At 29.6% G+C, this 23923-nt stretch carries 21 protein-coding genes; 9 read left to right on the top strand and 12 right to left on the bottom strand.

Annotation, left to right across the window (positions count from 1 at the left end; genetic code table 11):
- Positions 1-8: 8 nt before the first annotated feature.
- The 5 genes from LPB302_RS05295 to dnaN form a co-directional block, all read right to left on the bottom strand.
- Positions 9-425: a VOC family protein gene (locus tag LPB302_RS05295; RefSeq protein ID WP_053972761.1), complete on the bottom strand. Its 417-nt coding sequence runs from the start codon at positions 423-425 to the stop codon at positions 9-11.
- Between the two features lie 2 nt (positions 426-427).
- Positions 428-1186, bottom strand: a complete 759-nt coding sequence (locus LPB302_RS05290; protein WP_053972760.1) for a hypothetical protein — start codon at positions 1184-1186, stop codon at positions 428-430.
- Positions 1187-1197: 11 nt separating this feature from the next.
- Positions 1198-2877 carry a gamma-glutamyltransferase gene (gene ggt, locus LPB302_RS05285; RefSeq protein WP_176966508.1) on the bottom strand — a complete coding sequence of 560 codons (1680 nt, stop codon included), beginning with the start codon at positions 2875-2877 and terminating at the stop codon, positions 1198-1200.
- Positions 2874-3470 (bottom strand): acyl carrier protein phosphodiesterase, encoded by a 597-nt coding sequence (locus LPB302_RS05280; RefSeq protein WP_422903160.1) that lies wholly within the window; start codon positions 3468-3470, stop codon positions 2874-2876. The genes ggt and LPB302_RS05280 overlap by 4 nt, the downstream gene beginning before the upstream one ends.
- A 101-nt stretch (positions 3471-3571) precedes the next feature.
- On the bottom strand, positions 3572-4690 hold the full coding sequence (gene dnaN, locus LPB302_RS05275) for a DNA polymerase III subunit beta (RefSeq protein WP_053972758.1): 1119 nt from the start codon (positions 4688-4690) through the stop codon (positions 3572-3574).
- A gap of 175 nt (positions 4691-4865) precedes the next feature.
- Here dnaN and LPB302_RS05270 point away from each other — a divergent pair, with 175 nt between their 5' ends.
- From LPB302_RS05270 to LPB302_RS05260, 3 genes are all read left to right on the top strand, one after another.
- Positions 4866-7352, top strand: a complete 2487-nt coding sequence (locus tag LPB302_RS05270; protein ID WP_053972757.1) for a PIG-L family deacetylase — start codon at positions 4866-4868, stop codon at positions 7350-7352.
- Between the two features lie 143 nt (positions 7353-7495).
- A complete protein-coding gene (locus LPB302_RS05265) occupies positions 7496-9208 on the top strand; it encodes a sodium:solute symporter family protein (RefSeq protein WP_053972756.1) in 1713 nt (570 codons plus the stop codon).
- Complete coding sequence (locus LPB302_RS05260) at positions 9208-10182, top strand: Gfo/Idh/MocA family protein (RefSeq protein WP_053972755.1); 975 nt, start codon at positions 9208-9210, stop codon at positions 10180-10182. The genes LPB302_RS05265 and LPB302_RS05260 overlap by 1 nt, the downstream gene beginning before the upstream one ends.
- Before the next feature lie 67 nt (positions 10183-10249).
- Here LPB302_RS05260 and LPB302_RS05255 read toward each other — a convergent pair whose 3' ends face one another.
- The 3 genes from LPB302_RS05255 to LPB302_RS05245 form a co-directional block, all read right to left on the bottom strand.
- Positions 10250-10765 (bottom strand): superoxide dismutase family protein, encoded by a 516-nt coding sequence (locus LPB302_RS05255; protein WP_053972754.1) that lies wholly within the window; start codon positions 10763-10765, stop codon positions 10250-10252.
- Between the two features lie 24 nt (positions 10766-10789).
- Entirely contained in the window at positions 10790-11575 is a 786-nt protein-coding gene (locus LPB302_RS05250) for an MBL fold metallo-hydrolase (RefSeq protein ID WP_053975244.1), read from the bottom strand.
- A gap of 90 nt (positions 11576-11665) precedes the next feature.
- Positions 11666-13372, bottom strand: coding sequence for an amidohydrolase (locus LPB302_RS05245; RefSeq protein WP_053972753.1), 1707 nt, complete (start codon positions 13370-13372; stop codon positions 11666-11668).
- 138 nt (positions 13373-13510) lie between these two features.
- Here LPB302_RS05245 and LPB302_RS05240 point away from each other — a divergent pair, with 138 nt between their 5' ends.
- The 4 genes from LPB302_RS05240 (at position 13511) to LPB302_RS05225 (ending at position 18170) form a co-directional block, all read left to right on the top strand.
- Positions 13511-14434, top strand: a complete 924-nt coding sequence (locus tag LPB302_RS05240) for a polyprenyl-phosphate transporter (RefSeq protein WP_053972752.1) — start codon at positions 13511-13513, stop codon at positions 14432-14434.
- Complete coding sequence (locus LPB302_RS05235) at positions 14435-15445, top strand: DUF368 domain-containing protein (protein WP_053972751.1); 1011 nt, start codon at positions 14435-14437, stop codon at positions 15443-15445.
- The gene (locus LPB302_RS05230; RefSeq protein WP_053972750.1) at positions 15423-16178 is read left to right on the top strand and encodes a shikimate dehydrogenase family protein; all 756 of its coding nucleotides are present in this window, start codon (positions 15423-15425) and stop codon (positions 16176-16178) included. Before LPB302_RS05235 ends, LPB302_RS05230 begins: the two co-directional genes overlap by 23 nt.
- Positions 16179-16289: 111 nt before the next feature.
- Complete coding sequence (locus LPB302_RS05225) at positions 16290-18170, top strand: DUF349 domain-containing protein (protein WP_053972749.1); 1881 nt, start codon at positions 16290-16292, stop codon at positions 18168-18170.
- Positions 18171-18241: 71 nt separating this feature from the next.
- On the opposite strand, the gene LPB302_RS05220 is transcribed toward LPB302_RS05225, so the two are convergent.
- Together LPB302_RS05220 and LPB302_RS05215 are read right to left on the bottom strand one after the other, a co-directional pair.
- A complete protein-coding gene (locus LPB302_RS05220) occupies positions 18242-19015 on the bottom strand; it encodes a zinc ribbon domain-containing protein (RefSeq protein ID WP_015480691.1) in 774 nt (257 codons plus the stop codon).
- A gap of 2 nt (positions 19016-19017) precedes the next feature.
- Complete coding sequence (locus LPB302_RS05215) at positions 19018-20112, bottom strand: Nif3-like dinuclear metal center hexameric protein (protein ID WP_053972748.1); 1095 nt, start codon at positions 20110-20112, stop codon at positions 19018-19020.
- 52 nt (positions 20113-20164) lie between these two features.
- On the opposite strand from LPB302_RS05215, the gene lpxK reads away from it, so the two are divergent.
- Positions 20165-21205, top strand: a complete 1041-nt coding sequence (gene lpxK / locus LPB302_RS05210) for a tetraacyldisaccharide 4'-kinase (protein ID WP_053972747.1) — start codon at positions 20165-20167, stop codon at positions 21203-21205.
- A gap of 82 nt (positions 21206-21287) precedes the next feature.
- Complete coding sequence (locus tag LPB302_RS05205; RefSeq protein WP_082329751.1) at positions 21288-21773, top strand: thioredoxin family protein; 486 nt, start codon at positions 21288-21290, stop codon at positions 21771-21773.
- A gap of 57 nt (positions 21774-21830) precedes the next feature.
- Here the strand turns inward: LPB302_RS05205 and LPB302_RS05200 are convergent, their stop codons facing one another.
- Together LPB302_RS05200 and LPB302_RS05195 are read right to left on the bottom strand one after the other, a co-directional pair.
- Positions 21831-22931 carry an OmpA family protein gene (locus LPB302_RS05200; protein ID WP_053972745.1) on the bottom strand — a complete coding sequence of 367 codons (1101 nt, stop codon included), beginning with the start codon at positions 22929-22931 and terminating at the stop codon, positions 21831-21833.
- Between the two features lie 93 nt (positions 22932-23024).
- Entirely contained in the window at positions 23025-23921 is an 897-nt protein-coding gene (locus LPB302_RS05195) for a Ppx/GppA phosphatase family protein (protein ID WP_053972744.1), read from the bottom strand.
- Positions 23922-23923: the final 2 nt, after the last annotated feature.

The raw sequence follows: 23923 nt of genomic DNA, 5'->3' as shown, positions 1-23923 counted from the left end.
AGTTTTAACTATTTAGCAAATAATTGACTTTCATCTTTAAACGCTTTGAACTCTAAAGCATTGTTTTCTGGGTCGTTAAAAAACATGGTAGCTTGTTCACCAACTTTGCCTTCAAAACGAATTCCTGGTTCTATAATGAATTTGGTTTTTAGTTCTTTTAATCTATCAGCTAAAGTATGCCAATCATTCCAAGTTAAAACTACTCCAAAATGAGGGACAGGGACGTCTTTACCATCTACAGGATTAGAAATACGATCGGAGGTAAAACCTTCTTTTTGATGAATTACTAATTGATGGCCAAAGAAATTAAAATCTACCCAATCATCTGAAGATCTGCCTTCTTCACACTGTAAAACATCTCTATAAAAAGTTCTACATTTTTCTAAATTTTGAACGGGTATTGCTAGGTGGAAGGCTTGTGTCATTTTTAATTACTGGTTTTAAGTAAATTTTTTCCATAATCATTCAATAGAATATTTAGATCTGATTTATGAAAAGTAAATGTATAATCTCCTAAATTATCTAGAGCTCTCATTGCATGATTTGAACATCTGTCTGATGCTAAAATTATGGAATCTTTTTTTATTTTAAAGTCTACATATTCTAAAGATTTAAAGGGTAAACTTTTTAAGCAAGTTCTATATAATTCTATTGATTGATTTTCTTTTGATTTTTGCTCTTTCTCTAACCAAGTTATGTAATTATTAATTTCTTTACTTTTTTGATTTGATATATTTTTTAAGAATTTCTTTTTCCCTGTTAACGTAAATAAAGAATCTAGAATTATTTTGTTTCCACTTTTTATATCAAAATTATAACTTTGTTCATATTCTTCGCAATAAGCTCCACAACCTTCAGTATAAAAAGTAACCGAATATAGTTGTTCATTTAAAGCGTTTATTTTATAGTTAAGAAATGATAGATTATTTATAGAACTCTCTTTAGTAGCCCAAGCATTTTGGAAAACCTTTTTGTAATCTGATTTAACGTTTATATCAAAAAGAGATTGGATTAGTTGCCTATTAATATTGTCTGTAATATTCTTTTTACCATTTAAAACTGGAAATTCAAATATTTGTTTTGGAAATTTATGCTTTGATTCTCTTAAGTTTAGTATTGTAAATTCTTCGGTTTTGCAATTGGTAAAAAGAATGATAGCTAAAAGAAGATATAAAATTTTACGCATTATTTATTGATTTAAAATCCTGCTGCTGCATCATCACCTCTTTTATCAGCTCCAGCCTCTAATTTTCCACTTGGCAAGACTAAAATTGCATCAACTCTACCAATGATTAAAGAGTTTCTTTCTAGTAAATCATAGCCTAAATCATTAAGCCTCGTTTTTGTGTTATCATCAAATCCATTAGGTTCCATTCTTATTACATCTGGTAACCATTGATGATGAAAACGTGGTTTATTTACAGATTCTTGCATGCCCATTTTATAATCGACAACATTAAGAATATTTTGCAAAACAGAAGTTATAATTGTAGAACCTCCAGGAGTACCAACAACCATTTTTAATTGACCATCTTTTTCTACGATTGTTGGAGTCATTGAGCTTAACATTCGTTTTTCTGGAGCTATTGCATTTGCTTTAGAACCAACCAAACCATACACATTTGGGACACCAGGTTTGCTGGAAAAATCATCCATTTCATTATTCAGAAAAAAACCAGCACCTTTTACTAATACTTTAGAACCATAACCTGTATTTAAAGTGGTTGTTACTGAAACTGCATTTCCAAATTGATCTACAATAGAATAATGGGTGGTTTCATCACTTTCATATCCTAGAATTTTACCATGCGAAACTGCTGATGAAGGTGTAGCTTTATCCCAAGAAAAAGAGTTCATTCTCTTTTTTAAATATTTGGTATTTGCTAAACTATCTAAAGGAACATCTACAAAATCAATATCACCTAAATAATGAGCCCTATCTGCATAAGCACGTCTTTCTGCCTCTGTTAATAATTGAATATATTTTGTTGAGTTATGCTCTATTTGAGTAAGATTATAAGGTTCTATAGATTTTAAAATCTGGGCCAAACAAATACCACCACTTGCAGGTAAAGTCATAGAAGTAATGTCATGACCTTTGTAAGAAAATTCAATAGGTTTTCTCCATATAGCTTTGTAGTTTTCTAAATCTTTATGAGAAATTATCCCTCCTAATTCAGTGATGTAATTTACCAACAAATCTGCAGTTTTACCTTTGTAGAAACCATCTTTACCAAAATCTCTAATTCGTTCTAAAGTTTGTGCTAATTCATTCTGAATAAGAGTGTCACCTGCTTTCCATTCTTTATCAAAAATAGTTTGATAATTATTTACTTTTCTAAATCTTTCAGTAGCATTGTTTAAATCTTTGGCTTGTTTTTTAGTTATTGTAATTCCGTTTTTTGCTAAATCAATGGCTGGTTGAACCAAATCAGAAAAAGGTAAACTCCCTAATTTTTGATGTACTTCAAAAACACCAGCAACAGAACCAGGAATACCCACTGCATGTGCACCTAAAACACTTTTATTTTTGATAACATTACCTAATGAATCTAAATACATGTCTTTGTGAGCAGTAATAGGTGCTTTCTCTCTAAAATCTAAAGCTCCTTTTGTGCCATCGTTATTTCTATACACCATAAAACCACCTCCTCCAATATTACCAGCAACAGGATATACCACTGCTAATGCAAAATGTGTAGCAACCATTGCATCATAAGCATTACCACCTTTTTTTAGAATTGATGAACCTATTTCTGAAGCCTCAACTCTTGCAGAAACTACCATTGCTTTTTCTGTAATTAAACCAATCTCAGTTTGTTCTTTACAAGAAATTAAAACAATTGTAAAGCATAATAGACTTAGTATATTTCTCATAATTCAGATTGAATTTCTTTTAATTTGATTTTGGTAAAGGCATGCAAATCTTTGAAAAATAAATTAAAATCTTCTTCTAATTCTTCTTGTAATATTTCTAAATCTTCAATTGCTAAATTCATTTGAGATTTGCCTTTGGTTCTGTGATTCATTCCATTTAAAACTTTAGCAATCCCTTCTTTAAATTGATAATTGTATAAAATATCATATTCAATCATATATCTAATAAAGTTCTGAGATTTTACAGGAAGTTCTAAAGATTTCTCCTTAAATAATTTATAAATAGCTTGTGTGTAAAGTTCTAAGGGTATTTCTGAATAGTTACTCCAGTTTTTAGCCAAAAAGTAATCGTAGAAAATATCTATAATTACTCCATCATAATGCCTGTAACGTTTGTGTAAACGTCTTTTGCTTTTTCTTACAATAGGATGTGCATCTGTAAAGGTGTCAATTTCTCTATGCAGAAAAATACCTTGTTGAATTTCATTACTAAAATGCGTGAAATTATTTCCTCTTACATGATCTGCAATAAAATTACCAATCATAATATTGGTGTTATTTTCTGATAAATAGAGATGAGCTAAGAAATTCATGCAAGTAAAAGTAATCAAAAAACCACAATAAATTCTGAGTTTAAAATCAGATTTATTGTGGTTTTAATATTTAAAATGTTTTAAATAAAAACTATCTAAAACTAGTTGTTCAGCATTACTGGCATAACAAGCATAGTTACTTGTTCACCTTCATCTGTGCCATCAATAGGTGTTAAAATACCTGCTCTATTTGGTAAAGACATTTCAATTAAAACTTCGCTAGAACTTAAGTTGTTTAACATTTCACTTAAAAAGCGTGAGTTAAAACCAATTTGCATATCATCACCTTGATAATCGCAACTTAAACGTTCATCTGCTTTGTTAGAGAAATCTAAATCTTCTGCAGAAATGTTTAATTCTGTACCAGCCATTTTTAAACGAATCTGGTGTGTAGTTTTGCTAGAGAAAATAGAAACACGCCTAACAGAGTTTAAAAATGATGCTCTATCTACAGTTAATTTATTCGGATTTTCTTTTGGTATAACAGCTTCGTAATTTGGATATTTACCATCAATTAATCTACAAACCAATACAATATTATCAAAAGTAAATTTTGCGTTTGCATCATTATATTCAATAGTTACATCACTTTCAGAACCACCTAAAATACCTTTTAATAAATTTAAAGGTTTCTTTGGCATAATGAATTCTGCAGTTTGATCTGCAGTAACATCTGTTCTAGAATATTTTACCAATTTATGAGCATCAGTAGCTACAAAAGTTAAACTTTGAGAACTAAATTGAAAAAACACCCCACTCATTACTGGTCTTAAATCATCATTACCAGCAGCAAAAATTGTTTTTGAAATTGCAGTACCTAAAATATTTGCAGGCACAACTGTTTTGCTTGGGCTAGGTAAAGAAACCGCTTTTGGAAATTCATCACCACCAAAATAAGCCATATCATATTTACCTTGATCAGAACTAATTTCTATAGTATTATCACCTTCAGTTTTAAAAGTTAAAGGTTGATCTGGAAATGTTTTTAATGTATCTAATAACAAACGTGCAGAAACTGCAATGGCACCAGAACTATCACTCTCTACATCTACAACAGAACTCATTGTAGTTTCTAAATCTGAAGCAGAAACTTTAAGTTGATTTTCAGATAATTCAAATAAAAAGTTGTCTAAAATTGGTAAGGTGTTGTTGCTATTTATAACGCCTCCTAAAACTTGTAATTGCTTTAAAAGTTGTGAACTCGATACAATAAATTTCATTGATTATTTTTCTTAATTTGATTTACAAATATAATCTTAAAAAGCGACTTTTAAAATTAATTTATTAACAGGTTATGAGCATTTTGTTCATGTTTTTAAAAACGTTATAATTATGTTAATACGCACTTTTTTACTGATTAAAAAAACTACATTTGTGTGTTATCAACTACAAAAAATGAAGAAATTATTCCTTTCAATTTCAGCAGTATTGCTGATGTTTACAACACTTTTTGCTCAGCAACCTAATAAATTAACTTCAAATGAAATTTTTGAAAAGGTTCAAAAATTAAACTTTTTAGGAACTGCTCTTTATATAGCTGCACATCCAGATGATGAAAATACTCGTTTAATTGCATACTTAGCAAATGAAGTTAAGGCAAGAACTGGTTATTTATCTTTAACAAGAGGTGATGGAGGTCAGAATTTAATAGGGCCAGAAATTAGAGAGTTATTGGGCGTTATTAGAACTCAAGAGTTGCTTGCAGCTAGAAGCGTAGATGGAGGAGAACAGTTATTTACAAGAGCAAATGATTTTGGCTATTCTAAACATCCAGATGAAACTTTAGAAATTTGGAATAAAAAAGAAGTATTAAGTGATGTAGTTTGGGCAATTAGAACTTTTAAACCAGATGTAATTATTAATAGATTTAACCATAGAACTCCAGGTACAACTCATGGTCATCATACTAGTTCTGCAATGTTAAGTGTAGAAGCTTTTGATTTAGTAAATGATGAAAAGCAGTTTGCAGATCAATTAAAATTTACAGAAACATGGCAACCTAAAAGATTGTTTTTTAATACATCATCTTGGTTTTACAGAAATAGAGACGAGTTTAAAGAAGCTTCTAAAAACTTCACCCAATTTGATGTAGGAGTTTATTATCCTCTAAAAGGACTTTCTAATAACGAATTAGCATCTATGGCTAGCAGTCAGCACTTGTGCCAAGGTTTTGGAAGACTAACAACAAGAGGTACTCAAACAGAGTACGTAGAGTTTTTAAAAGGTGAAGCACCTAAAGATAAAAATGATATTTTCTCTGGAATTAACACTACTTGGAATCGTGTAAAAAACGGAGGTGAAGTTGGTGATATTTTATACGATGTTGAAGAAAATTTTGATTTTACAAATCCTGCTAAGCACATACCAAAGTTACTAGAAGCTTATTCTTTGATAAATAAGTTAGAAGATGAACATTGGAAAAAAATCAAGACGACTCAAATTAAAGAAATTATAGAAGCATGTTTAGGTTTATATTTAGAAGCATCTGCAGTTAGTTCAACAGCAGTTCCTAATTCAAAAATTGATGTAAATTTTGAAGTAATTAATAGAAGTGATGTTGCAGTAGAGTTAACATCCATTACAGCAAATAACACAGCATCAAAAATCTTTAAAGGGGTAAGTTTGTCAAAAAATGTAAAACAGAATTTTAAAGAGAGTATTTCTTTAAAAGGAGCTAATTTTTCAGATCCTTATTGGTTGAGGAAAGAAGCTTCTCTAGGAATGTATTCTGTACATGATAGAACATTAATTGGTAAACCAGAAACACCTAGAGAAATTACAATAGATTTTAATTTGGTAATAAACTATGTGCCAATTACTATTACCAAAAATGTAATTAGAAGGTATTCAAAACGTGATAAAGGAGAGATTTACGAGCCTTTTGAAATAGTACCAAGTGTTACAACTAAACTAAAAGATAAAGTAATAATTTTTTCTGATAGTATTGCTAAACAAGTAGAAGTTGAGGTTAGAGCAGGAGCGAATTTTGTAACGGGTAATGTACAATTAGAAGTGCCAAAAGACTGGTCTGTTTCACCCAAAGAAATCACTTTTAATATTGCACAAAAAAATGACAAGCAAGTAGTTGTTTTTATGGTTATTCCTCCTAAAAATCAATCTGAAGGAAATTTAAAAGTAATTGCAAAATCTAAAGGAGAAACTTTTACGAAAGAGTTGATAGAAATTAATTACAATCATATTCCAAAACAAACCGTACTTAAAAATTCTGAAGCTAAAATTGTTAGATTAAATATCGAAAAGAAAGGTAATAATATTGGTTATATAAAAGGTGCAGGCGATGCTGTTCCAGAAAGTTTACAACAAATAGGTTATAATGTTATTGAGATAAATCCATCAGAAATAAACGATAAAAATTTACAGCAATTTGATGCCATTGTTCTAGGAATTAGAGCTTATAATGTTGTAAGTGAATTGAAGTTCAAACAAAAACATTTGTTAGAATATGTAAAAAACGGTGGTAATATGATTGTGCAATACAATACAAATAGAGGAGTAGATGTACAAGCACCTTATCAGCTTAAATTATCTAGAGATAGAGTTACAGACGAATTTGCAGAGGTTACTGTATTAGATCCAAATAATTCTTTATTAAATTTTCCGAATAAAATTACTGAGAATGATTTTAAAGGATGGGTTCAAGAAAGAGGTTTGTATTTTCCAATTGCGTGGAGTGATCAATACACACCAATTTTATCAATGAAAGATAAAGGAGAAACACCTAAATTAGGTAGTTTGCTAATTGCCAAATATGGCAAAGGAAATTATATTTATACAGGTTTAAGTTTTTTTAGAGAATTACCTGCAGGTGTTTCTGGAGCCTATAAATTATTTGCAAACATGCTAAGTGTGGGTAAAGAATAAAAAAATATTGCTAATTATATAAAATGAAACGTATGGAAAAACCTAAATACAAGTGGGAAAAAGTTTACACTTTCGTTTTAATAGCGAATCTAATTTATTTGATTTTATTCTATTTAATTACAAACCATTTTACAAATTAATTTATGGAAGTAGCAAGTAAATTACATTACGTAGATTGGATTATTCTATCTGTAACTTTAGTATTCATAGTTGCTTATGGTACTTATGTAACTCGCAAAAACAGCAATGTTACAGACTATATAAAAGGTGGTAGTGATTCTAAATGGTGGACAATTGGTCTTTCTGTTATGGCTACACAAGCAAGTGCAATAACGTTTTTGTCAACTCCAGGTCAGGCTTTTCATAGTGGAATGGGTTTTGTGCAATTTTACTTTGGTTTACCAATAGCTATGGTTGTTATTTGCGCAGTTTTTATCCCAATTTACCATAAGTTAAAAGTATACACTGCTTATGAGTTTTTAGAAGGAAGATTCGATTTAAAAACAAGAAGTTTAGCAGCTATTTTATTTTTGGTACAAAGAGGTTTAGCAGCAGGTATTACCATTTTTGCACCAGCTATTATTTTATCGGCTGTTTTAGGTTGGGATTTATTGGTGTTAAATATTATAATAGGTTTTTTAGTAATTATATACACAGTTTCTGGAGGTACAAAAGCAGTAAATGTTACTCAAAAACAGCAAATGATTATTATATTTTTTGGAATGTTGGTAGCGTTTTTTATGATCATGAGCCAACTTCCTGAAGATATAACTTTTAGTAGAGCTTTAGATATTGCAGGTGCAAGTGGAAAAATGGAAGTCTTAGATTTTTCTTTTGATTTAAATAATAGATATACTGTTTGGACAGGAATTTTAGGTGGAACATTTTTAATGTTGTCCTATTTTGGTACCGATCAAAGTCAGGTTCAACGTTATTTGTCTGGTAAATCTGTTAGAGAAAGTCAACTAGGTCTAATTTTTAATGGCTTACTTAAAGTGCCAATGCAATTTTTTATACTGCTTGTTGGTGTCATGGTTTTCGTTTTTTATCAATTTAATGCATCACCTTTAAATTTTAATCCAAAGGTTAATGATGCAATTGCTAACTCTAAATTTAGCAGTAAATTTCAGCAATTAGAAAGTGAACATGCTAAAATTGAAGACGAAAAAAGAATGCTTTTTATTGATGGTGTTCAAGATAGAGAAAGAGAACAAATAAAAGTTTTAAATGATAAAGATTTCACTTTAAAAGAAGAAGCCAAAGAGTTAGTTGCTATTTTAAATCAACAAAAAGATTTTAAAAAAATAGAATCTAATGATAAAGATTATGTCTTTATCCATTTTATTTTAAATAATCTTCCTAGAGGTTTAATAGGCTTGTTATTGGCAGTTATTTTATCTGCAGCCATGTCATCTACAGCTTCAGAGTTAAATGCATTAGCAAGTACAACTGCCATTGATTTATACAAAAGAAATGTAAAGGATGATAAAAGTGAGGAGCATTATGTAAAAGCCTCCAAATGGTTTACGTTAGCTTGGGGAATTATAGCAATCTCTGTAGCTTGTATTGCTAATTTATTCGATAACTTAATTCAGCTAGTTAACATTATTGGATCTATATTTTACGGAAATGTTCTAGGGATATTTTTGCTTGCATTTTTTATAAAATTTGTAAGAGGAAATGCGGTTTTTATTGCAGCAGTAATTACACAAATTATAATCATCCTGGTTTTTATTTTAGATTGGTTACCTTATTTATGGCTTAATTTATTAGGCTGTGTTTTAGTAATGGGAATTGCAATTTTAATTCAAACACTTTTTAAAAATAAAAATGATTTAAAATTGAATGAAGTATAATGGCTAGTGATAAAGTTATTAATTGGGGAATAATTGGTCTTGGTAAAATTGCAGATAGATTTGCAACAGATTTAGCAAATGTAAGTAACGTAAAATTGGTTGCTGTAGCTTCTAGAAGTCAAGATAGAGCAAATGAATTTGCCAATAAATTTAAGGCAGATAATGCCTATAACTCGTATAAAGCACTTGCTGAAGACCCAAATGTAGATGCAGTATATATTGCAACACCTCACAGTTTTCATAAAGAGCATTCTATTTTGTGTTTAAAATACAAAAAAGCAGTTTTATGTGAAAAGCCTTTTGCAATGAACTCTAATGAAGTACATGAAATGATTGCTGTAGCAAAAGCCAATAATGTACTTTTAATGGAGGCACTTTGGACTTATTTTTTGCCTCATTACCAATTTGTACTAGATCTTTATCAAAAGAAAAAATATGGTAATTTAATTGATTTAAAAGCCGATTTTGGATTTGTAACTGAATATAATACAGATAGTAGAGTATTTAAAAAAGAAGTTGGTGGTGGTTCTTTGTTAGATATTGGTATTTATCCAATCTTTGCAGCTTTAAGCACTTTAGGTAAACCATTAGGTATAAAAGCAAACGCAACATTTTTTGAAAATGGAGCAGATTCTTCTTGTGATATTGTTTTTCAATACAAGAATGCAAAAGCTTATTTAAAAAGTACTTTGATAGAAGAAACACCAACTGAGGCTATTTTTACATTCGAAAAAGCTGAAGTAAAAATAAATACAAGATTTCATGAACCATCAACAGTTAAAGTTATAAAAGACGGTCAATCTGAAACTTTAGATTTTAATTATAAGAGTATTGGTTATAATTTTGAAACTGATCATTTTAGTCAATTGTTAAGAGATGGTAAAAAAGAAAGTCCAATAATGACTTATGATTTTTCTAAAGAATTAATGAAAACTTTAGATGAAGTAAGGGCTAAAATTGGTTTAGAATATTAAACGAAAACATTGTTTATAAAAAAAGGTCACTAGTTATAGTGACCTTTTTTTATTAATAATTGGAAAATTATTTTTCCATAATTTCTCCACAACCAACTCTAGCACCAGCAGCACCTGAAGGTTGAGATTTAAAATCGTCTGTACCTGCATGAACAATAATTGCATGTCCAACAATGTTTTTGGCATCATCTTCACAACCAATACACCAAAAATCACTCTCTTTCTCTATTGTAGCATTTCCATTTTCATCCGCTTCTAAATTACCAATGTCTCCACTATGAAATTCTCCATGTTTCCATTCACCATGGTTATCTTGTGTTGGATTCCAATGACCTCCTGCAGATTTTCCATCATCAGAAGAACAGTCTCCTTTTTCATGGATATGAATAGCATGTGTACCAGGAGTTAATCCTTTTAAATCTGCTTTCATCATAACTTTTCCATCAACTTGTGTAAAGGTTACAATCCCACTTACAGAGCTTCCGCTTTTAGCAGATATTGTTGCTTCTGCAATTTTTTCTTCACTTTTTGTACAAGAGATTGCAATTGCAAAAAGTACTATTAATAGACTTATTTTTTTCATAATTTTATATAGTTTACGTAGTTATTAATTTCTGTTAGGGTACCAATTTAATTGTACAACTTCTATGTTAGCATCACCTTTGTTAACCAATTCTTTAAATTTATTAATATCACTCAAACCATTTGTACCTCTGTAATGATAAGGGTAAACCTGTTTTGGTTTAAATGCTAAAACACCACTTGCAGCATTTTCTACTGGCATAGTGTAAGGTAAGTTCATACAAACAAAAGCCTTGTCTATATTTTCTAAACTTCTCATCTCTGGGATGTCTTCTGTATCTCCAGAGAAATAAATTCTTTCATCGTTAATGGTTAAAACATAACCATTTCCTCTTCCTTTACTATGAAATTTTAGAGCTTCTTCTCTTAAATTGTACATAGGTATTGCCTCAATATCAAAATTAGAAAACGATTTTTCTTCACCATTATTAATTACGATTACTTCTTTAGCTTTTACTGCACTAATTTCTTTGGCAACAGCTTCAGGAGCAATAATTGTAGCGTTTTCTAGAGTTAAAGCATTTAGCGTTTTTAAATTCATATGATCTCCATGAATATCTGTAATTAATACATAATCTGGATTTTCAAAATCTGAGAAAGCTTCAGCACCTCCTGTAGGGTCTAGATAAATAATAGTATCATCGAATTCTAATACTGTTGTAGCATGGCTAATTGGAGTAATTTCTGTTTCAGATTGCTCTTTAATATTTTCTGCAATTTCCATTTTTTTATTAGAAGTTTTTTTAACTTCAGTTTTGCACGAAATTATAAGAACTGCAACTAGTGCTAAACTTATAGATTTAAATTTCATTTTATTTTTTTTAAGTTCTCTCAAAGATAAGAAGAATAAGAAAAAATCAAATCTCGAACTAAGAGTTATTTATAAATATGCTGAGATAAACTACTGTCTTTTATAGATTGATTTGCCTTCTTTAATGGTTTCTAAAACAATTATATCTTTTATTTTACTAGGTTCAACAGTTAATGGGTTTTCATTTAAAATAACTAGATCTGCTAATTTACCAGCAGTTAAAGAACCCTTGCTATCTTCTTCAAAATGTTGATAAGCAGACCAAATTGTAATTGCTTTTAAAGCTTCGTAAGGAGTTAACCTTTCACTTTCTCCAATTATTTTGCCTGTTCTAGATGTTCTTTCTACAGCTGTCCAAACAACTCTCATTAAATTAGGTAAAGCTACTGGTGCATCTGTATGAATAGAGATTTTTAAATCCTTGTTTAGTGCAGTTCTTGTTGGACTAATTTTTTGCCCTAATTCTCCTCCAATAATTTCTTGATGCCAATCACCCCAATAAAATGTATGCAAAGGAAATAATGATGCAATTACGTTTAATTCTTTAAATGAATCCAACTGATCATCTCTAACATATTGCCCATGAATTAAAACATTTCTTCGATTATTATTACCATATTTTTCTGCAGCTTTTGTCATTGTACGAATCATTTGATCCATAGCAGCATCTCCATTTGCATGTGTTAGTATTTGCCAATTATTTTTAAATGCATTTTCATATATGGCTAAAACATCTTCATCTTTTGGAATTGCTGGATAGCCTAAATAATTTGGTACAGCATTATGAGGAGCAAGCAAATATGGTTTTGTTCTCCAAGCAGTTCTTCCTTGAGGAGAACCATCTAAAGTTAATTTCATTCCACCAATTCTGTAATGATTTTCATAGTCTTTTTTATTCCATTTACTATTCATGCTTTCCTGAAAAGCGTAATCTATATAAGATACAACATCAATTTTCCAAAAGCCTTTTTCCGCAAAAGTTGCTAATAAATCATGCTGTTCCATAGCTCTACCTTCTTGAGCTGTAGTGTAACCATATGATAAAGCCATTTCCTGACCAGCATCCATAAATTTTAAAAGTGCTTCTTCTGATGCTGGAGTTAATGCTTTAGCATAAAAAGGAATTGCAGCTAATTCTTCTAATACTCCATTTGGTTCTTGGCTGTTTGGCATTCTTCTTATGATTCCACCATCAGGATTCTTAGTGTCTTTTGTAATGCCTAATAGCTCTAACCCTTTAGAGTTTAATGATGCAAAATGACCAGAAATATGTACAATCATTATTGGGTGTACTGTAGAAACTTTATCTAAATCTTCCTTAGTTGGAAATCTTTTTTCTAATAGAACAGAATCATCAAAACCGCTTCCAAAAATCCAACCAGTTAAGGCTCTGTTTTCTTCTGTGTTCCATTCATTTAAAATGGCAAGTAAAGTAGGTATGTCTTTTGCACCTGCATCTGGTGGAGGTAATATTTGTGCTCCTATTGCTTGTGCTGCAAAATTTGCGAAATGAGCATGACCATCAATAAAACCAGGTAACATCGTTTTACCTTTTAAATTAATCATTTTATGCCCTAAACCAGCAGTTTTCATTGCTTCTTCAGAGTTTCCTGCAAATTCTATTTTTCCATCTCTTACAACTAGAGCTTCTACATATGAAGGTTTTTCACTTTCCATAGTTATAATGTTTCCATTAAAATAAACGGTTGCTTGAGATTTTGGAATTTCTTTACTACAAGATAGTAGTAAAATAATAAAGGATAAAAGTGATAATAATGAAATAGAATAAGATTTCATGTTTTAGTAATTATTTGGTTATGTATTAGTTATAGTTTATTAATATAAAAATAGAACTTTTTTTTAGATACCTTAGTATGAAATCTTCTATTATCTAAAAAAAATTTTATATTCGTTAAACAAAGAAATTTCTATTAAATGAGCAGAAAAATTAGTGACTACATAGTTATAGGTCTTAAAGGAATGGCAATGGGTGCAGCAGATGTTGTACCAGGAGTTTCTGGAGGTACAATTGCTTTTATATCTGGTATTTATGAAGAGCTATTAAGCTCAATAAGTAATATAAATCTAGATTTATTTAAAACCTTAAAGGATGAAGGTTTTAAATCTGCTTGGAAAAAATTAAATGGAAATTTTTTATTGGCCTTATTTACTGGAATATTTATCAGTGTTGTTTCTTTGGCTAAAGCCATTAAATATTTATTAGAAAATGAACCTATTTTGCTTTGGTCTTTTTTCTTTGGATTGGTTTTAGCAAGTATTATTTATATAGCCAAACAAATAAAAAAATGGAATTTTATAACTGTTTTAGTACTAATTATTGGTGCTTTTACAGCATATTACATAACAACTTTAAACCCTTTAGTAAGTGAGAATTCATCACTTTTATTCATGTTTATTGCAGGTGCATTAGCAATCTGTGCAATGATTTTACCTGGTATTTCAGGTGCGTTTATATTGGTGCTTTTAGGCGCCTACAAGCCTATTTTATCTGCTGTTAGTGATAAAGACTTAAAAACCATAGCAGTTGTTGGTTTAGGAGCAATCGTTGGTTTATTATCATTTTCGAAAATTTTGAAATGGTTATTTAATCATTATAAAGAGTACACTCTTGCTGTTCTAACAGGATTTATTATTGGTTCTTTAAATAAAATTTGGCCTTGGAAAGAAACAATTACTTGGAGAACAAATTCGCATGGAGAACAAGTACCTTTTAATCAACAAAGTGTATTGCCTTCTAATTTTGATGGTGATGCTCAATTACTATTGGCTGGTCTATTGGCATTAATTGGTTTTGCCTTAATTTTAGGAATGGAGAGATTAGCAGTACAAAAAAAATAAATGCAACAAGAAAGAACTTTTCTGCAAAAAGCTAAACTATTCTTTAAAGGATTAGCAATGGGTGCTGCCAATAAAGTACCTGGTGTTTCTGGTGGAACAGTTTCTTATGTGCTTGGCTTTTATGAAGATTTAATCTATTCTTTTCAAAAAATTAATTTAAAAGCATTTAAACTTTTAATTGCTGGGAATTTTAAAAGATTCTCTCAATACACCAATGCACAATTTATTATGTTGATAATGGGTGGAAGTATCTTTAGCTATTTTAGTATTTCACTTATTTTAGACTATTTTTTAAAACATTTTGAGCTCTATGTTTGGAGTTGGTTTTTTGGAATGATTATTGGCTCAATTTATTACATTGGTAAAGATTTTGGGAAGTGGAACAGAACCAGTTTTATATCTTTAATTATAGGAATTACATTAGGTTTAGCCATTAGCTTTTTAAAACCAGCTAAAGAAAATGATAACCTATGGTTTGTTTTTCTTTGTGGAATTATAGGTGTTTCTGGTATGACCTTGCCAGGTTTATCAGGGTCTTTCATACTTATTTTATTGGGTAATTATGTGCTATTGTTAGTAGATTCAGTAAACGTACTTTTAAATGTATTAACCAATTTGGCTATTGGTAATTTCGAGGTATTATCTGATTCCATTAAAGTAAAATATTTAAAAATTATTGCGGTTTTTACAGCAGGTTCTGCTTTTGGTTTAGTTTCTATCTCTCACGTTTTGGGTTATGTTTTAAAGAAATATAACAAGATTGTAAATGCTGTTATCATTGGGTTTATAACAGGTTCTTTAGGTATTGTTTGGCCTTGGAAAGAGAAAATATATGTTCAAGAAAATGGACAAGTTTTAATAGATAAAGAAGGTAATAAAGTTGTTGAAAACTTTGAGCGTTTTATGCCAGAGTTATTTAAAACAGAAACATTTGTAGCAATATTATTTATTTTAATTGGTATAGCATTAGTACTTATTATAGATTATTATGGCAAAAGAAGAAAAAAGTAGGTTATTTGGTTTATTAGGTAGAGATATTTCTTACTCGTTTTCAAGAGGATATTTTAGTAAAAAGTTTACACAACTGAATTTAGAAAATCACAATTATGTTAATTTTGATTTGCCTAAAATCGATGATTTTCCGACTATTTTAGAAGATAATGAAGGAGTAAGAGGTATAAATGTAACCATTCCTTATAAAGAAGAGGTAATGCCTTATTTAGATAAGATAGATAAAACCGCTAAAGAAATAGGAGCTGTAAATACCATTAAAATTACTAAAAGAGGAAATTTAAAAGGATACAACTCAGATGTTGTTGGCTTTGAAAAGTCAATTAAACCTTTATTGAAAAAACACCATAAAAAAGCATTAATTTTGGGTACAGGTGGTGCTTCTAAAGCCATTGCTTATGCATTAAAACGTAATGATATTAAATACAAGTTTGTTTCAAGAAATCCTGAAGGCAAAAAACAAATATCATATGCTGATTTATCACAAGAAATTATAGAGGATTATACTGTAATTGTAAACTCAACCCCATTAGGAACTTCACCAGATATAGATAATTGTCCAGCTATACCTTACCAATTTTTAACATCTAAGCATCTGCTTTACGATTTAATTTACAATCCAGAGGTTTCTAAATTTTTGTCAAATGGCAAAGAAAAAGGCGCAGCAATTAAGAACGGATATGAAATGCTAGAGCTACAGGCAGAGGAATCTTGGCGAATTTGGAATTCTTAATTACAGTATAAATTTTTGCTATAATTAAACCTTGTTATTTTTGTAAGTTGTGAGTAATTTTGATGACTATATAATTATATTATTATATAAAGACCTTTAAACATTGTAGATATGTTAGATAATCAAGAGAAAGTTGTTCAAAACGAAACCCCTGTTAATTCAGAAGAAACAAAATTAGAAGCTAAAAATGAGGTAGTTGTATCTTCAGAAGATAATTCTGAGATTGAAGTAGACTCAGTAGACAGTGCTAATGAAGTTGTAAATACTGAATCAAGTGATAACAAAGAAATTCAAGTAGAAAATTATTCAGAGAAAAGCTTAGAAGAGTTATTAGTTAGTTTAAAGTCTGTTTTAAACAATTACCCTGTGCAGACAGTTAAAAATGCTGTAGAGAGTATTAAAAGCGAATTTAACAAGAAGTTTGGAGCTCTTTTAGCAGAGAAAAAAGCACAGTTTTTAGCAGAAGGTGGTAATTCAATCGACTTTAAGTTTTCTAGCCCTTTAAAATCTGAGTATAATGATTTACTTTTTGATTATAAAAAACGTAGAGATGCCTTTTATAAAGAAATAGATATTCAATTAAATCAAAATTTAGATAAAAGGAATGATGTTATTGAGAGCCTAAAAGCTTTAATAGAAAATGCAGAGGCTACAACAATGTATAAAGATTTTAAAGCAATTCAAGAAAAGTGGAGAGCAATAGGCCCTGTTCCAAAATCACATTATAATGATACTTGGAAAACCTATCATCATCATGTAGAGCGTTTTTATGATCTTTTAAATTTAAGCAATGATTTAAGAGATTTAGATTTTAAATATAATTTAGAAGAAAAACTTAAAATTATAGAAAAAGCGAAAGCTTTAGCCAATGAAGCAGATGTAAATTATGCATCTAAAGAATTGCAAGAATTACATAAAAGCTGGAAAGAAGATATTGGACCAGTGGCCAAAGAAATGCGTGAAGAAATTTGGCAAAAATTTAGTGATGCAACAAAGAAAATTCATGACAAAAGACATGAGTATTTTAAAGAAATGCGATCTAAGTTTCAAGAAATTGTTGAAAAGAAATTAGAAGTTATTGCTCTTTTGCACGCCTATGATACTTCTGGTAATAAAACACACAATGATTGGCAGAAGAGTATTAAGGAAGTAGAAAAATTAAGACAACAATATTTTAAAGCAGGTAAATTACCTTTCAATAAAAGCGAGGAAGTTTGGCAAAAGTTTAAGCAAGCAACCAAGAAATTTAATACTGCAAAGAATACGTTTTACAAACAAGAGAAAAACGAGCAGCAAGAAAATTTAAAGAAAAAAATGGCGCTTATAGAAATTGCAGAATCTTTAAAAGATAGTGAAGATTGGCAAATGGCTACAAATGCTATGAAAAAAATTCAGGCAGATTGGAAAAAAATAGGGCATGTTCCTCGTAAATTTTCTGATGATATTTGGAAAAAGTTTAAAAGCGCCTGTAATTATTATTTTGATAGATTAAATAATCAAAAAAATGCAATAAGCAAAGAACAGGAAAAAGTTGTTGTTGCTAAAAAAGAATTTTTAGAAACTTTAAAGGAATCTAAAAAAGAGTCTAAAGAAGCAGTATTAGAAGCGATTGATAAATGGAGAAATCTAGGAAGTTTACCTAAAAATTCTGGAAACTTAAAAGAGGAGTTTAATAAGCACATAGACAAAATGCTAGAAAATTTATCACTAGATAAAGAAGAAGTAGCAATGTTAAAGTTTACGAACTTAATCGATTCTTATTTAGCCGATAACGATACTAGAAAATTAGTTTCAGAACAGCAATTTATTCGCAAAAGACAAGATGAAATAAATAAAGAAATTCAGCAGTTAGAGAATAACTTAGGTTTTTTCTCTAATGCTACAGATGATAATCCTTTAGTTAAAAACGTAAAAAACCAAGTAGAAAAACATAGAAAAGATTTAGCTATTTGGAATTTAAAAATGGATTATTTAAGGAAACTAGATTTTTAATTTAGAAATAAGTCAAATAAAAAACTCGAAGCTTTCGCTTCGAGTTTTTTTATAAATATATTAGACTTAGACTAAGAAAATAATTTATCCATTTTTTCTTTTTCTTCTTCAGCTAAAGCAGCATCAACTAAGATACGTCCACTGTGCTCATCAATTGTAATTTTCTTTCTGTTTGCTATTTCTAACTGCACTTGAGGTGGAATTGTAAAATAAGAACCTCCAGAAGCTCCACGTTCAATAGCAACAACAGCTAAACCATTTTTAACTTTAGTTCTAATTCTATTATATGCAGAGTATAAATGCTTGTCTAAAGACTCTCCAAACTCTTTAGATTTTTCAATTAAAAGAGATTCTTCTTTTTCAGTTTCTTTTAAGATAGCATCTAACTCAGATTTTTTATGACCTAAATGTTGCTCTTGCTTAGCTAACTTTTCTTTTGTAGCATCAATCACTTCTAATTTCTGAGCAATTTTAGCTTTAAATTCGTTAATTCTTTTATCTGCTAATTGAATTTCTAAATCTTGAAACTCAATCTCTTTAGATAAAGAGTCAAACTCTCTGTTATTTCTAACTTTCTGTTGTTGCTCTTCGTATTTTTTCATTAATGACTTAGACTCATCAATGGCTAATTTTTTATTGTTGATATCTGTTTCTAAACTAGAAACATCTTTTTCTAAATTAGAAATACGTGTATTTAAACCAGCAACTTCATCTTCTAAATCTTCAACTTCTAAAGGTAATTCTCCTCTTACGTTTCTAATTTCGTCAATTCTAGAGTCTATTAATTGTAAATCATATAAAGCTCTTAATTTTTCTTCAACCGAAACTTCTTTCTTCTTTGCCATGTTTATATATAATGTATAGGATTTGTACTTTTTTCTGATAAAATGATTGCAAAATTACTAAATTTTTTTGTAAGATAATCAACCAAAAGGTTTTTTGTAAACTGTTCACTCTCATAATGACCAATATCTGCCAAAAGAATCTTTTTTTCTGCCTTAAAAAACTCATGATACTTAAAATCTGCACTTACATAAGCATCTGCACCAGCACTTCTTGCATTGTCTATAGCAAAACTTCCTGAGCCTCCTAAAACAGCTACTTTTTTAATGGTTTTATTCAATAATGCAGAATGTCTTACGCAATCAGTTTGCATTGTTTTTTTAAGATAATGCAAAAACTCAGATTCATCCATTTCAATTTTGAATTCACCAATCATTCCCATTCCTATATTTTCATGTACATTTTCAGTAGAGATTATTTCATAGGCTACTTCTTCATAAGGATGATTTTCTTTTAAAGCATTTATAATTGCTTTTTCATCTTTACTTTCAAAAACTATAGAAATTTTAGTTTCTTTTTCAGTATGTAATTCTCCTTTTTTACCATAAGTAGGGTTTGCATTTTCATTTCCTTGAAAAGTGCCTTCGCCTAAATTACTAAAAGAACAATTATCATAATTACCAATAGTATTTGTGTTTACCTCTAAAAGTGCAGTTCTAAGTTGCTCAGCTTTTTCATCAGGTACATAGGTGTTTAATTGTTTGATTATGCCTTTTTTTGGTATTAGTATTTGAGTGTTTTCTAATCCTAAAACTTCGCACATCTTAGCAGAAACTCCATTTTTAGAATTGTCTAAAGCAGTATGTGTTGCATAAATTGCAATATCATTTTTAATGGCTTTTAAAACCACTCTTTCTACATAAGAATTGCCATTTATCTTTTTTAAACCTCCAAAAATTATTGGATGAAAGCTTACAATTAAATTACAGTTTTTAGCTATAGCTTCATCTACAGTGTCTTCTAAAGTATCTAATGTTACTAAAACTCCTGATACTTTTGTGCTATAGTCTCCTATTAATAATCCTACATTGTCAAAAGATTCAGCATACTTTAAAGGAGCTAGTTCTTCTATGTAATTTGTAACGTCTTTTACTGTCATTTATCAAATTATTGAAAATCAAAGTTAACATTTTTAATGTATTTTTACAGTAATGAAAATTCTACGATTTTTACTCTTTCCATTTGCGATTATATATGATATAATTACAGCGATTCGTAATTTTTTGTTTGAGAAAAACATCTTGAAATCTGTCAAGTTTTCACTGCCTGTAATTGTGGTTGGGAATTTAAGTGTTGGTGGAACAGGTAAAACACCACAAGTTGAATACTTAGTAAGCATCTTACAAGAGAAGTTTAAAGTTGCAATTTTAAGTAGAGGTTATGGTCGTAAAACCAAGGGATATATTTTAGCTAATAATAATCATTCAGCTTCAGATATAGGAGATGAACCTTTGCAATATTATAAAAAGTTTGCTAACCTAAATGTTGCTGTAAATGAGAATAGAGTAGAAGGAATTCAGCAATTAATTCAAAGTAAATCTCCAGATATTATTTTGCTAGATGATGCATATCAACATAGAAAAGTAAAAGGTAGTTGCTATGTTTTACTTACAAAGTATAACGATTTATTTATTGATGATTTTCTTTTACCAACAGGTAATTTAAGAGAAAATAGGGCAGGAGCAGCAAGAGCAGATGTTATTGTTGTAACTAAATGTCCATCAAATTTATCAATATTAGAACAAGACAAAATTAAAAAGAAGCTACAACTATTTAATAAACCAGTTTTTTTTAGCACCATTGCTTATGCTGATAAAATATCTGGTAGTTTAAATCTTACTATTGATGCTTTAAAAAGCAAACACTTATTGCTAGTTACAGGGATTGCAAATCCTAAGCCTTTACTTAGCTTTCTAAGTGATAATGCTATTAATTTTACTCATTTGAATTATCCTGATCATCATCATTTTACCGATAAAAATATACAGGATATTACTTCTAAATTCAGTGAAATTAATTCGAAGGATAAATTAATTCTAACTACAGAGAAAGATTATACACGATTACAAAATAAAATAACAGAACTTTCTTATTTAGAAATTAGAACTGCATTTTTAAATAATGATGCCTCTAATTTTAATAGTCTCATACTTAATTCAATAGGTGTAAATTTATATAATTTGAATAATTGAGGTTGCTTTAGGTGTCTATTGAACTCATTATTTGCAATTTTTAGATTTTTTTTGATACATTTGATAAATTTAAAAACACATTATGATGAAAAAAGTAATGTTTCCCCTACTTTGCATTTTTGCAATTTTATTGACTTACCCACAGGAAACTAAAACAGAGAAATTAGCTATTAACGACATTTCAGATCGTTTGAATTGGGTGTTAACGTACAAAGAGGCCTTAAAAAGGTCTAAAACAGAAAACAAACCAGTTCTTATTTATTTTACAGGTTCAGATTGGTGTGGACCATGCATTCGTTTGGATAAAGAATTATTTCATACAGAAAAGTTCAAAGAATTTTCAGACAAAGAATTAATTTTGTTAGAGGTAGATATTCCAAGACAACAAGATTTATTAACTCAAGATAAGCTGAGTGAGAATTTATATTTAAAAAAGAAATTTAAAGTAAATTCTTTCCCAACCTTAATTTTTGTAAATCACAGAGGTCGAAAAATAGCTGAAAAAAGTGGTTATATAATGACTGAGTATTATTATCCATTTATACAGTCTGTCATTCAGAAATTTTAGAAATAAAAAAACCGAAGTAAAATTTACTTCGGTTTTTTTTATGCTTTGCTTTTAATTTTATTTTTGATTCACTACTCTAAAAGTAGTTCTTCTGTTTACTGCATGTTCAGATTCAGAACAAACAACACCATCAGCACATTTGTTTAATAATCTTGTTTCTCCAAAACCTTTAGCATATAATTGAGTTGCATTGATACCCTTAGAAATTAAGTAATCTGTAACAGCCTTAGCTCTTCTATCAGATAATTCTTGATTATCTCTCTTAGTACCTCTCATATCTGTATGAGACTCAATAAATACAGCTACACCATCTTTAACAATTGGTAATAATCTTGCATCTATAATTTGTTTTGCACCTTCGTTTAAAGTTGCACTAGAAAAATCCCAGTTAATTGGTAAAGGAGTATTATCGATTAAAGAACAATCTACAGCTTTCCAAGAAGATAAACCTCCTTTTTCTACTAACACTTGTTTTGTAATAGATCTAAATACTGCAGGTACAATTACTTCTTCAGTTCTTGCATCTCTAACCAATGTTGTTTTTGTAATTGTTTTATATTCTGGCTCAGTTTTTACAATAGAAGTAGATGGTGGCTTAACCATTACTTTTCTAATGTAAGTTTTTGTAACACCAGGAATACGAATCTTATTTACTTTAGCATCACTTGCTAATTTTTCAACTGGCATAGTTTTAAATTCTGCAGGTACTGGCTTATAACACCAATATCTACAATCATCTGGATTGCTAGATTCACAATCTGGTAATTTTTCACTCATTTCCCATTTTGCAGTAGCTGCTCTAGTTTCTACAGTTTCAAAACCTTGTAAAAAACTAGCTTTTTCTATTTCTATTTTTGTACCATCTTCTTTTTCATAGTAGGTAACTTCTTGAGTTCCCCAAACAGCAGGTACAATTAAAATTTCTTCTCCAGCTTCTCTAACCAAAACTTTTTCTTGAATGGTTTCGTACTCTGCAGGATAAGAAACAATTTTCTTATATTCTGGTGATACAGCTACGTTAATCGTTTCGTTTTTATAAATGTCTGGAGTTTTACAACGTACATAACACTTTCCTGGTTCTGGATTATCGGGTAAATCTTGTCCAAAAGCAACAGTTGCTAACAACATGAAAGCTGCACTAAATAGAATTTTTTTCATTGGGATAAACATTAGTCAAAGTCTTTATTTATAGTAAATACAGTGTGCCAAATGTACTAAAAACATTTATAAATTTTTAGGAAATATTATATTTTATAGTTTGTTGTAATGCAAACTTTTAATAATACCATCAGAAAGTCCAATTTTAGGAACATATATTTTTCTGGCTCCACTCCATTTCATTGCTGATAAGTAGATTTTAGTAGCAGGTATAATTACATCAGCTCTATCAGGGTTTAAGCTAAGTTCTACAATTCTATCTTGATAACTCATTTTTTTCAAGAATTGATACTGAGCATTTAAATAAATGTATGAAATAGGTTTACCCTCTGTTCTGCCAGACATTTTAAAAAGTTTGTTGATATTACCTCCAGAACCAATTAGAGATAGTTTCTTTAAGTCTTTGGTGTTTTTATGAATCCATTTTTCAACATTGGCAAAAATCTCTTTATTTACAGATTTCTTATTGTTTAATAAACGGACAGTACCCATTTTAAAAGATTTAGAGGTGATTATTTTACCTTCAGAAAATACTGTAAATTCGGTACTTCCTCCACCAACATCTACATATAAATATGAGTTATTACCTTGTATTAGTTCATCTAGATCTGTAGAAGAAATAATACTAGCTTCTTCCTTACCTCCAATAATATCGATTTTAATACCTGTTTCTTCCTCAATTTTTTTAGCAACTTCAGCTCCATTTGAGGCTTCTCTCATTGCAGATGTAGCACAAGCTTTATATCGTTCTACTTTATGAACATTCATTAATAATTTAAAAGCATTCATAGCTTCTATCATTCTTGTGGTGTTTTCTTCACTTATAACACCATTTACAAAAGCATCTGCTCCTAAACGAATTGGCACACGAACTAAAGATGATTTTTTAAACTGCGTTTCTTTTTCATCTTTTACAATAACGTTGGCAATTAACAAACGTATTGCGTTAGAACCAATATCTATAGCTCCGTATTTTTTTATGTCTAACAAGG

This window comes from Polaribacter dokdonensis, assembly GCF_024362345.1.
GTDB lineage: Bacteria > Bacteroidota > Bacteroidia > Flavobacteriales > Flavobacteriaceae > Polaribacter > Polaribacter dokdonensis.
Note: the sequence above shows the minus strand (reverse complement) of the source record. Positions and strands in the feature narration are given on the sequence as shown.

Coding starts and splice junctions, on each gene's coding strand:
- LPB302_RS05245 (WP_053972753.1), bottom strand. CDS start 13,372: ATGAAATCTTATTCTATTTCATTATTATCACTTTTATCCTTTATTATT.
- LPB302_RS05205 (WP_082329751.1), top strand. CDS start 21,288: ATGATGAAAAAAGTAATGTTTCCCCTACTTTGCATTTTTGCAATTTTA.
- LPB302_RS05255 (WP_053972754.1), bottom strand. CDS start 10,765: ATGAAAAAAATAAGTCTATTAATAGTACTTTTTGCAATTGCAATCTCT.
- LPB302_RS05230 (WP_053972750.1), top strand. CDS start 15,423: ATGGCAAAAGAAGAAAAAAGTAGGTTATTTGGTTTATTAGGTAGAGAT.
- LPB302_RS05270 (WP_053972757.1), top strand. CDS start 4,866: ATGAAGAAATTATTCCTTTCAATTTCAGCAGTATTGCTGATGTTTACA.
- LPB302_RS05250 (WP_053975244.1), bottom strand. CDS start 11,575: ATGAAATTTAAATCTATAAGTTTAGCACTAGTTGCAGTTCTTATAATT.
- LPB302_RS05265 (WP_053972756.1), top strand. CDS start 7,496: ATGGAAGTAGCAAGTAAATTACATTACGTAGATTGGATTATTCTATCT.
- LPB302_RS05240 (WP_053972752.1), top strand. CDS start 13,511: ATGAGCAGAAAAATTAGTGACTACATAGTTATAGGTCTTAAAGGAATG.
- LPB302_RS05225 (WP_053972749.1), top strand. CDS start 16,290: ATGTTAGATAATCAAGAGAAAGTTGTTCAAAACGAAACCCCTGTTAAT.
- LPB302_RS05295 (WP_053972761.1), bottom strand. CDS start 425: ATGACACAAGCCTTCCACCTAGCAATACCCGTTCAAAATTTAGAAAAA.
- LPB302_RS05235 (WP_053972751.1), top strand. CDS start 14,435: ATGCAACAAGAAAGAACTTTTCTGCAAAAAGCTAAACTATTCTTTAAA.
- dnaN (WP_053972758.1), bottom strand. CDS start 4,690: ATGAAATTTATTGTATCGAGTTCACAACTTTTAAAGCAATTACAAGTT.
- LPB302_RS05290 (WP_053972760.1), bottom strand. CDS start 1,186: ATGCGTAAAATTTTATATCTTCTTTTAGCTATCATTCTTTTTACCAAT.
- lpxK (WP_053972747.1), top strand. CDS start 20,165: ATGAAAATTCTACGATTTTTACTCTTTCCATTTGCGATTATATATGAT.
- LPB302_RS05280 (WP_422903160.1), bottom strand. CDS start 3,470: ATGAATTTCTTAGCTCATCTCTATTTATCAGAAAATAACACCAATATT.
- LPB302_RS05200 (WP_053972745.1), bottom strand. CDS start 22,931: ATGAAAAAAATTCTATTTAGTGCAGCTTTCATGTTGTTAGCAACTGTT.
- LPB302_RS05215 (WP_053972748.1), bottom strand. CDS start 20,112: ATGACAGTAAAAGACGTTACAAATTACATAGAAGAACTAGCTCCTTTA.
- ggt (WP_176966508.1), bottom strand. CDS start 2,877: ATGAGAAATATACTAAGTCTATTATGCTTTACAATTGTTTTAATTTCT.
- LPB302_RS05220 (WP_015480691.1), bottom strand. CDS start 19,015: ATGGCAAAGAAGAAAGAAGTTTCGGTTGAAGAAAAATTAAGAGCTTTA.
- LPB302_RS05260 (WP_053972755.1), top strand. CDS start 9,208: ATGGCTAGTGATAAAGTTATTAATTGGGGAATAATTGGTCTTGGTAAA.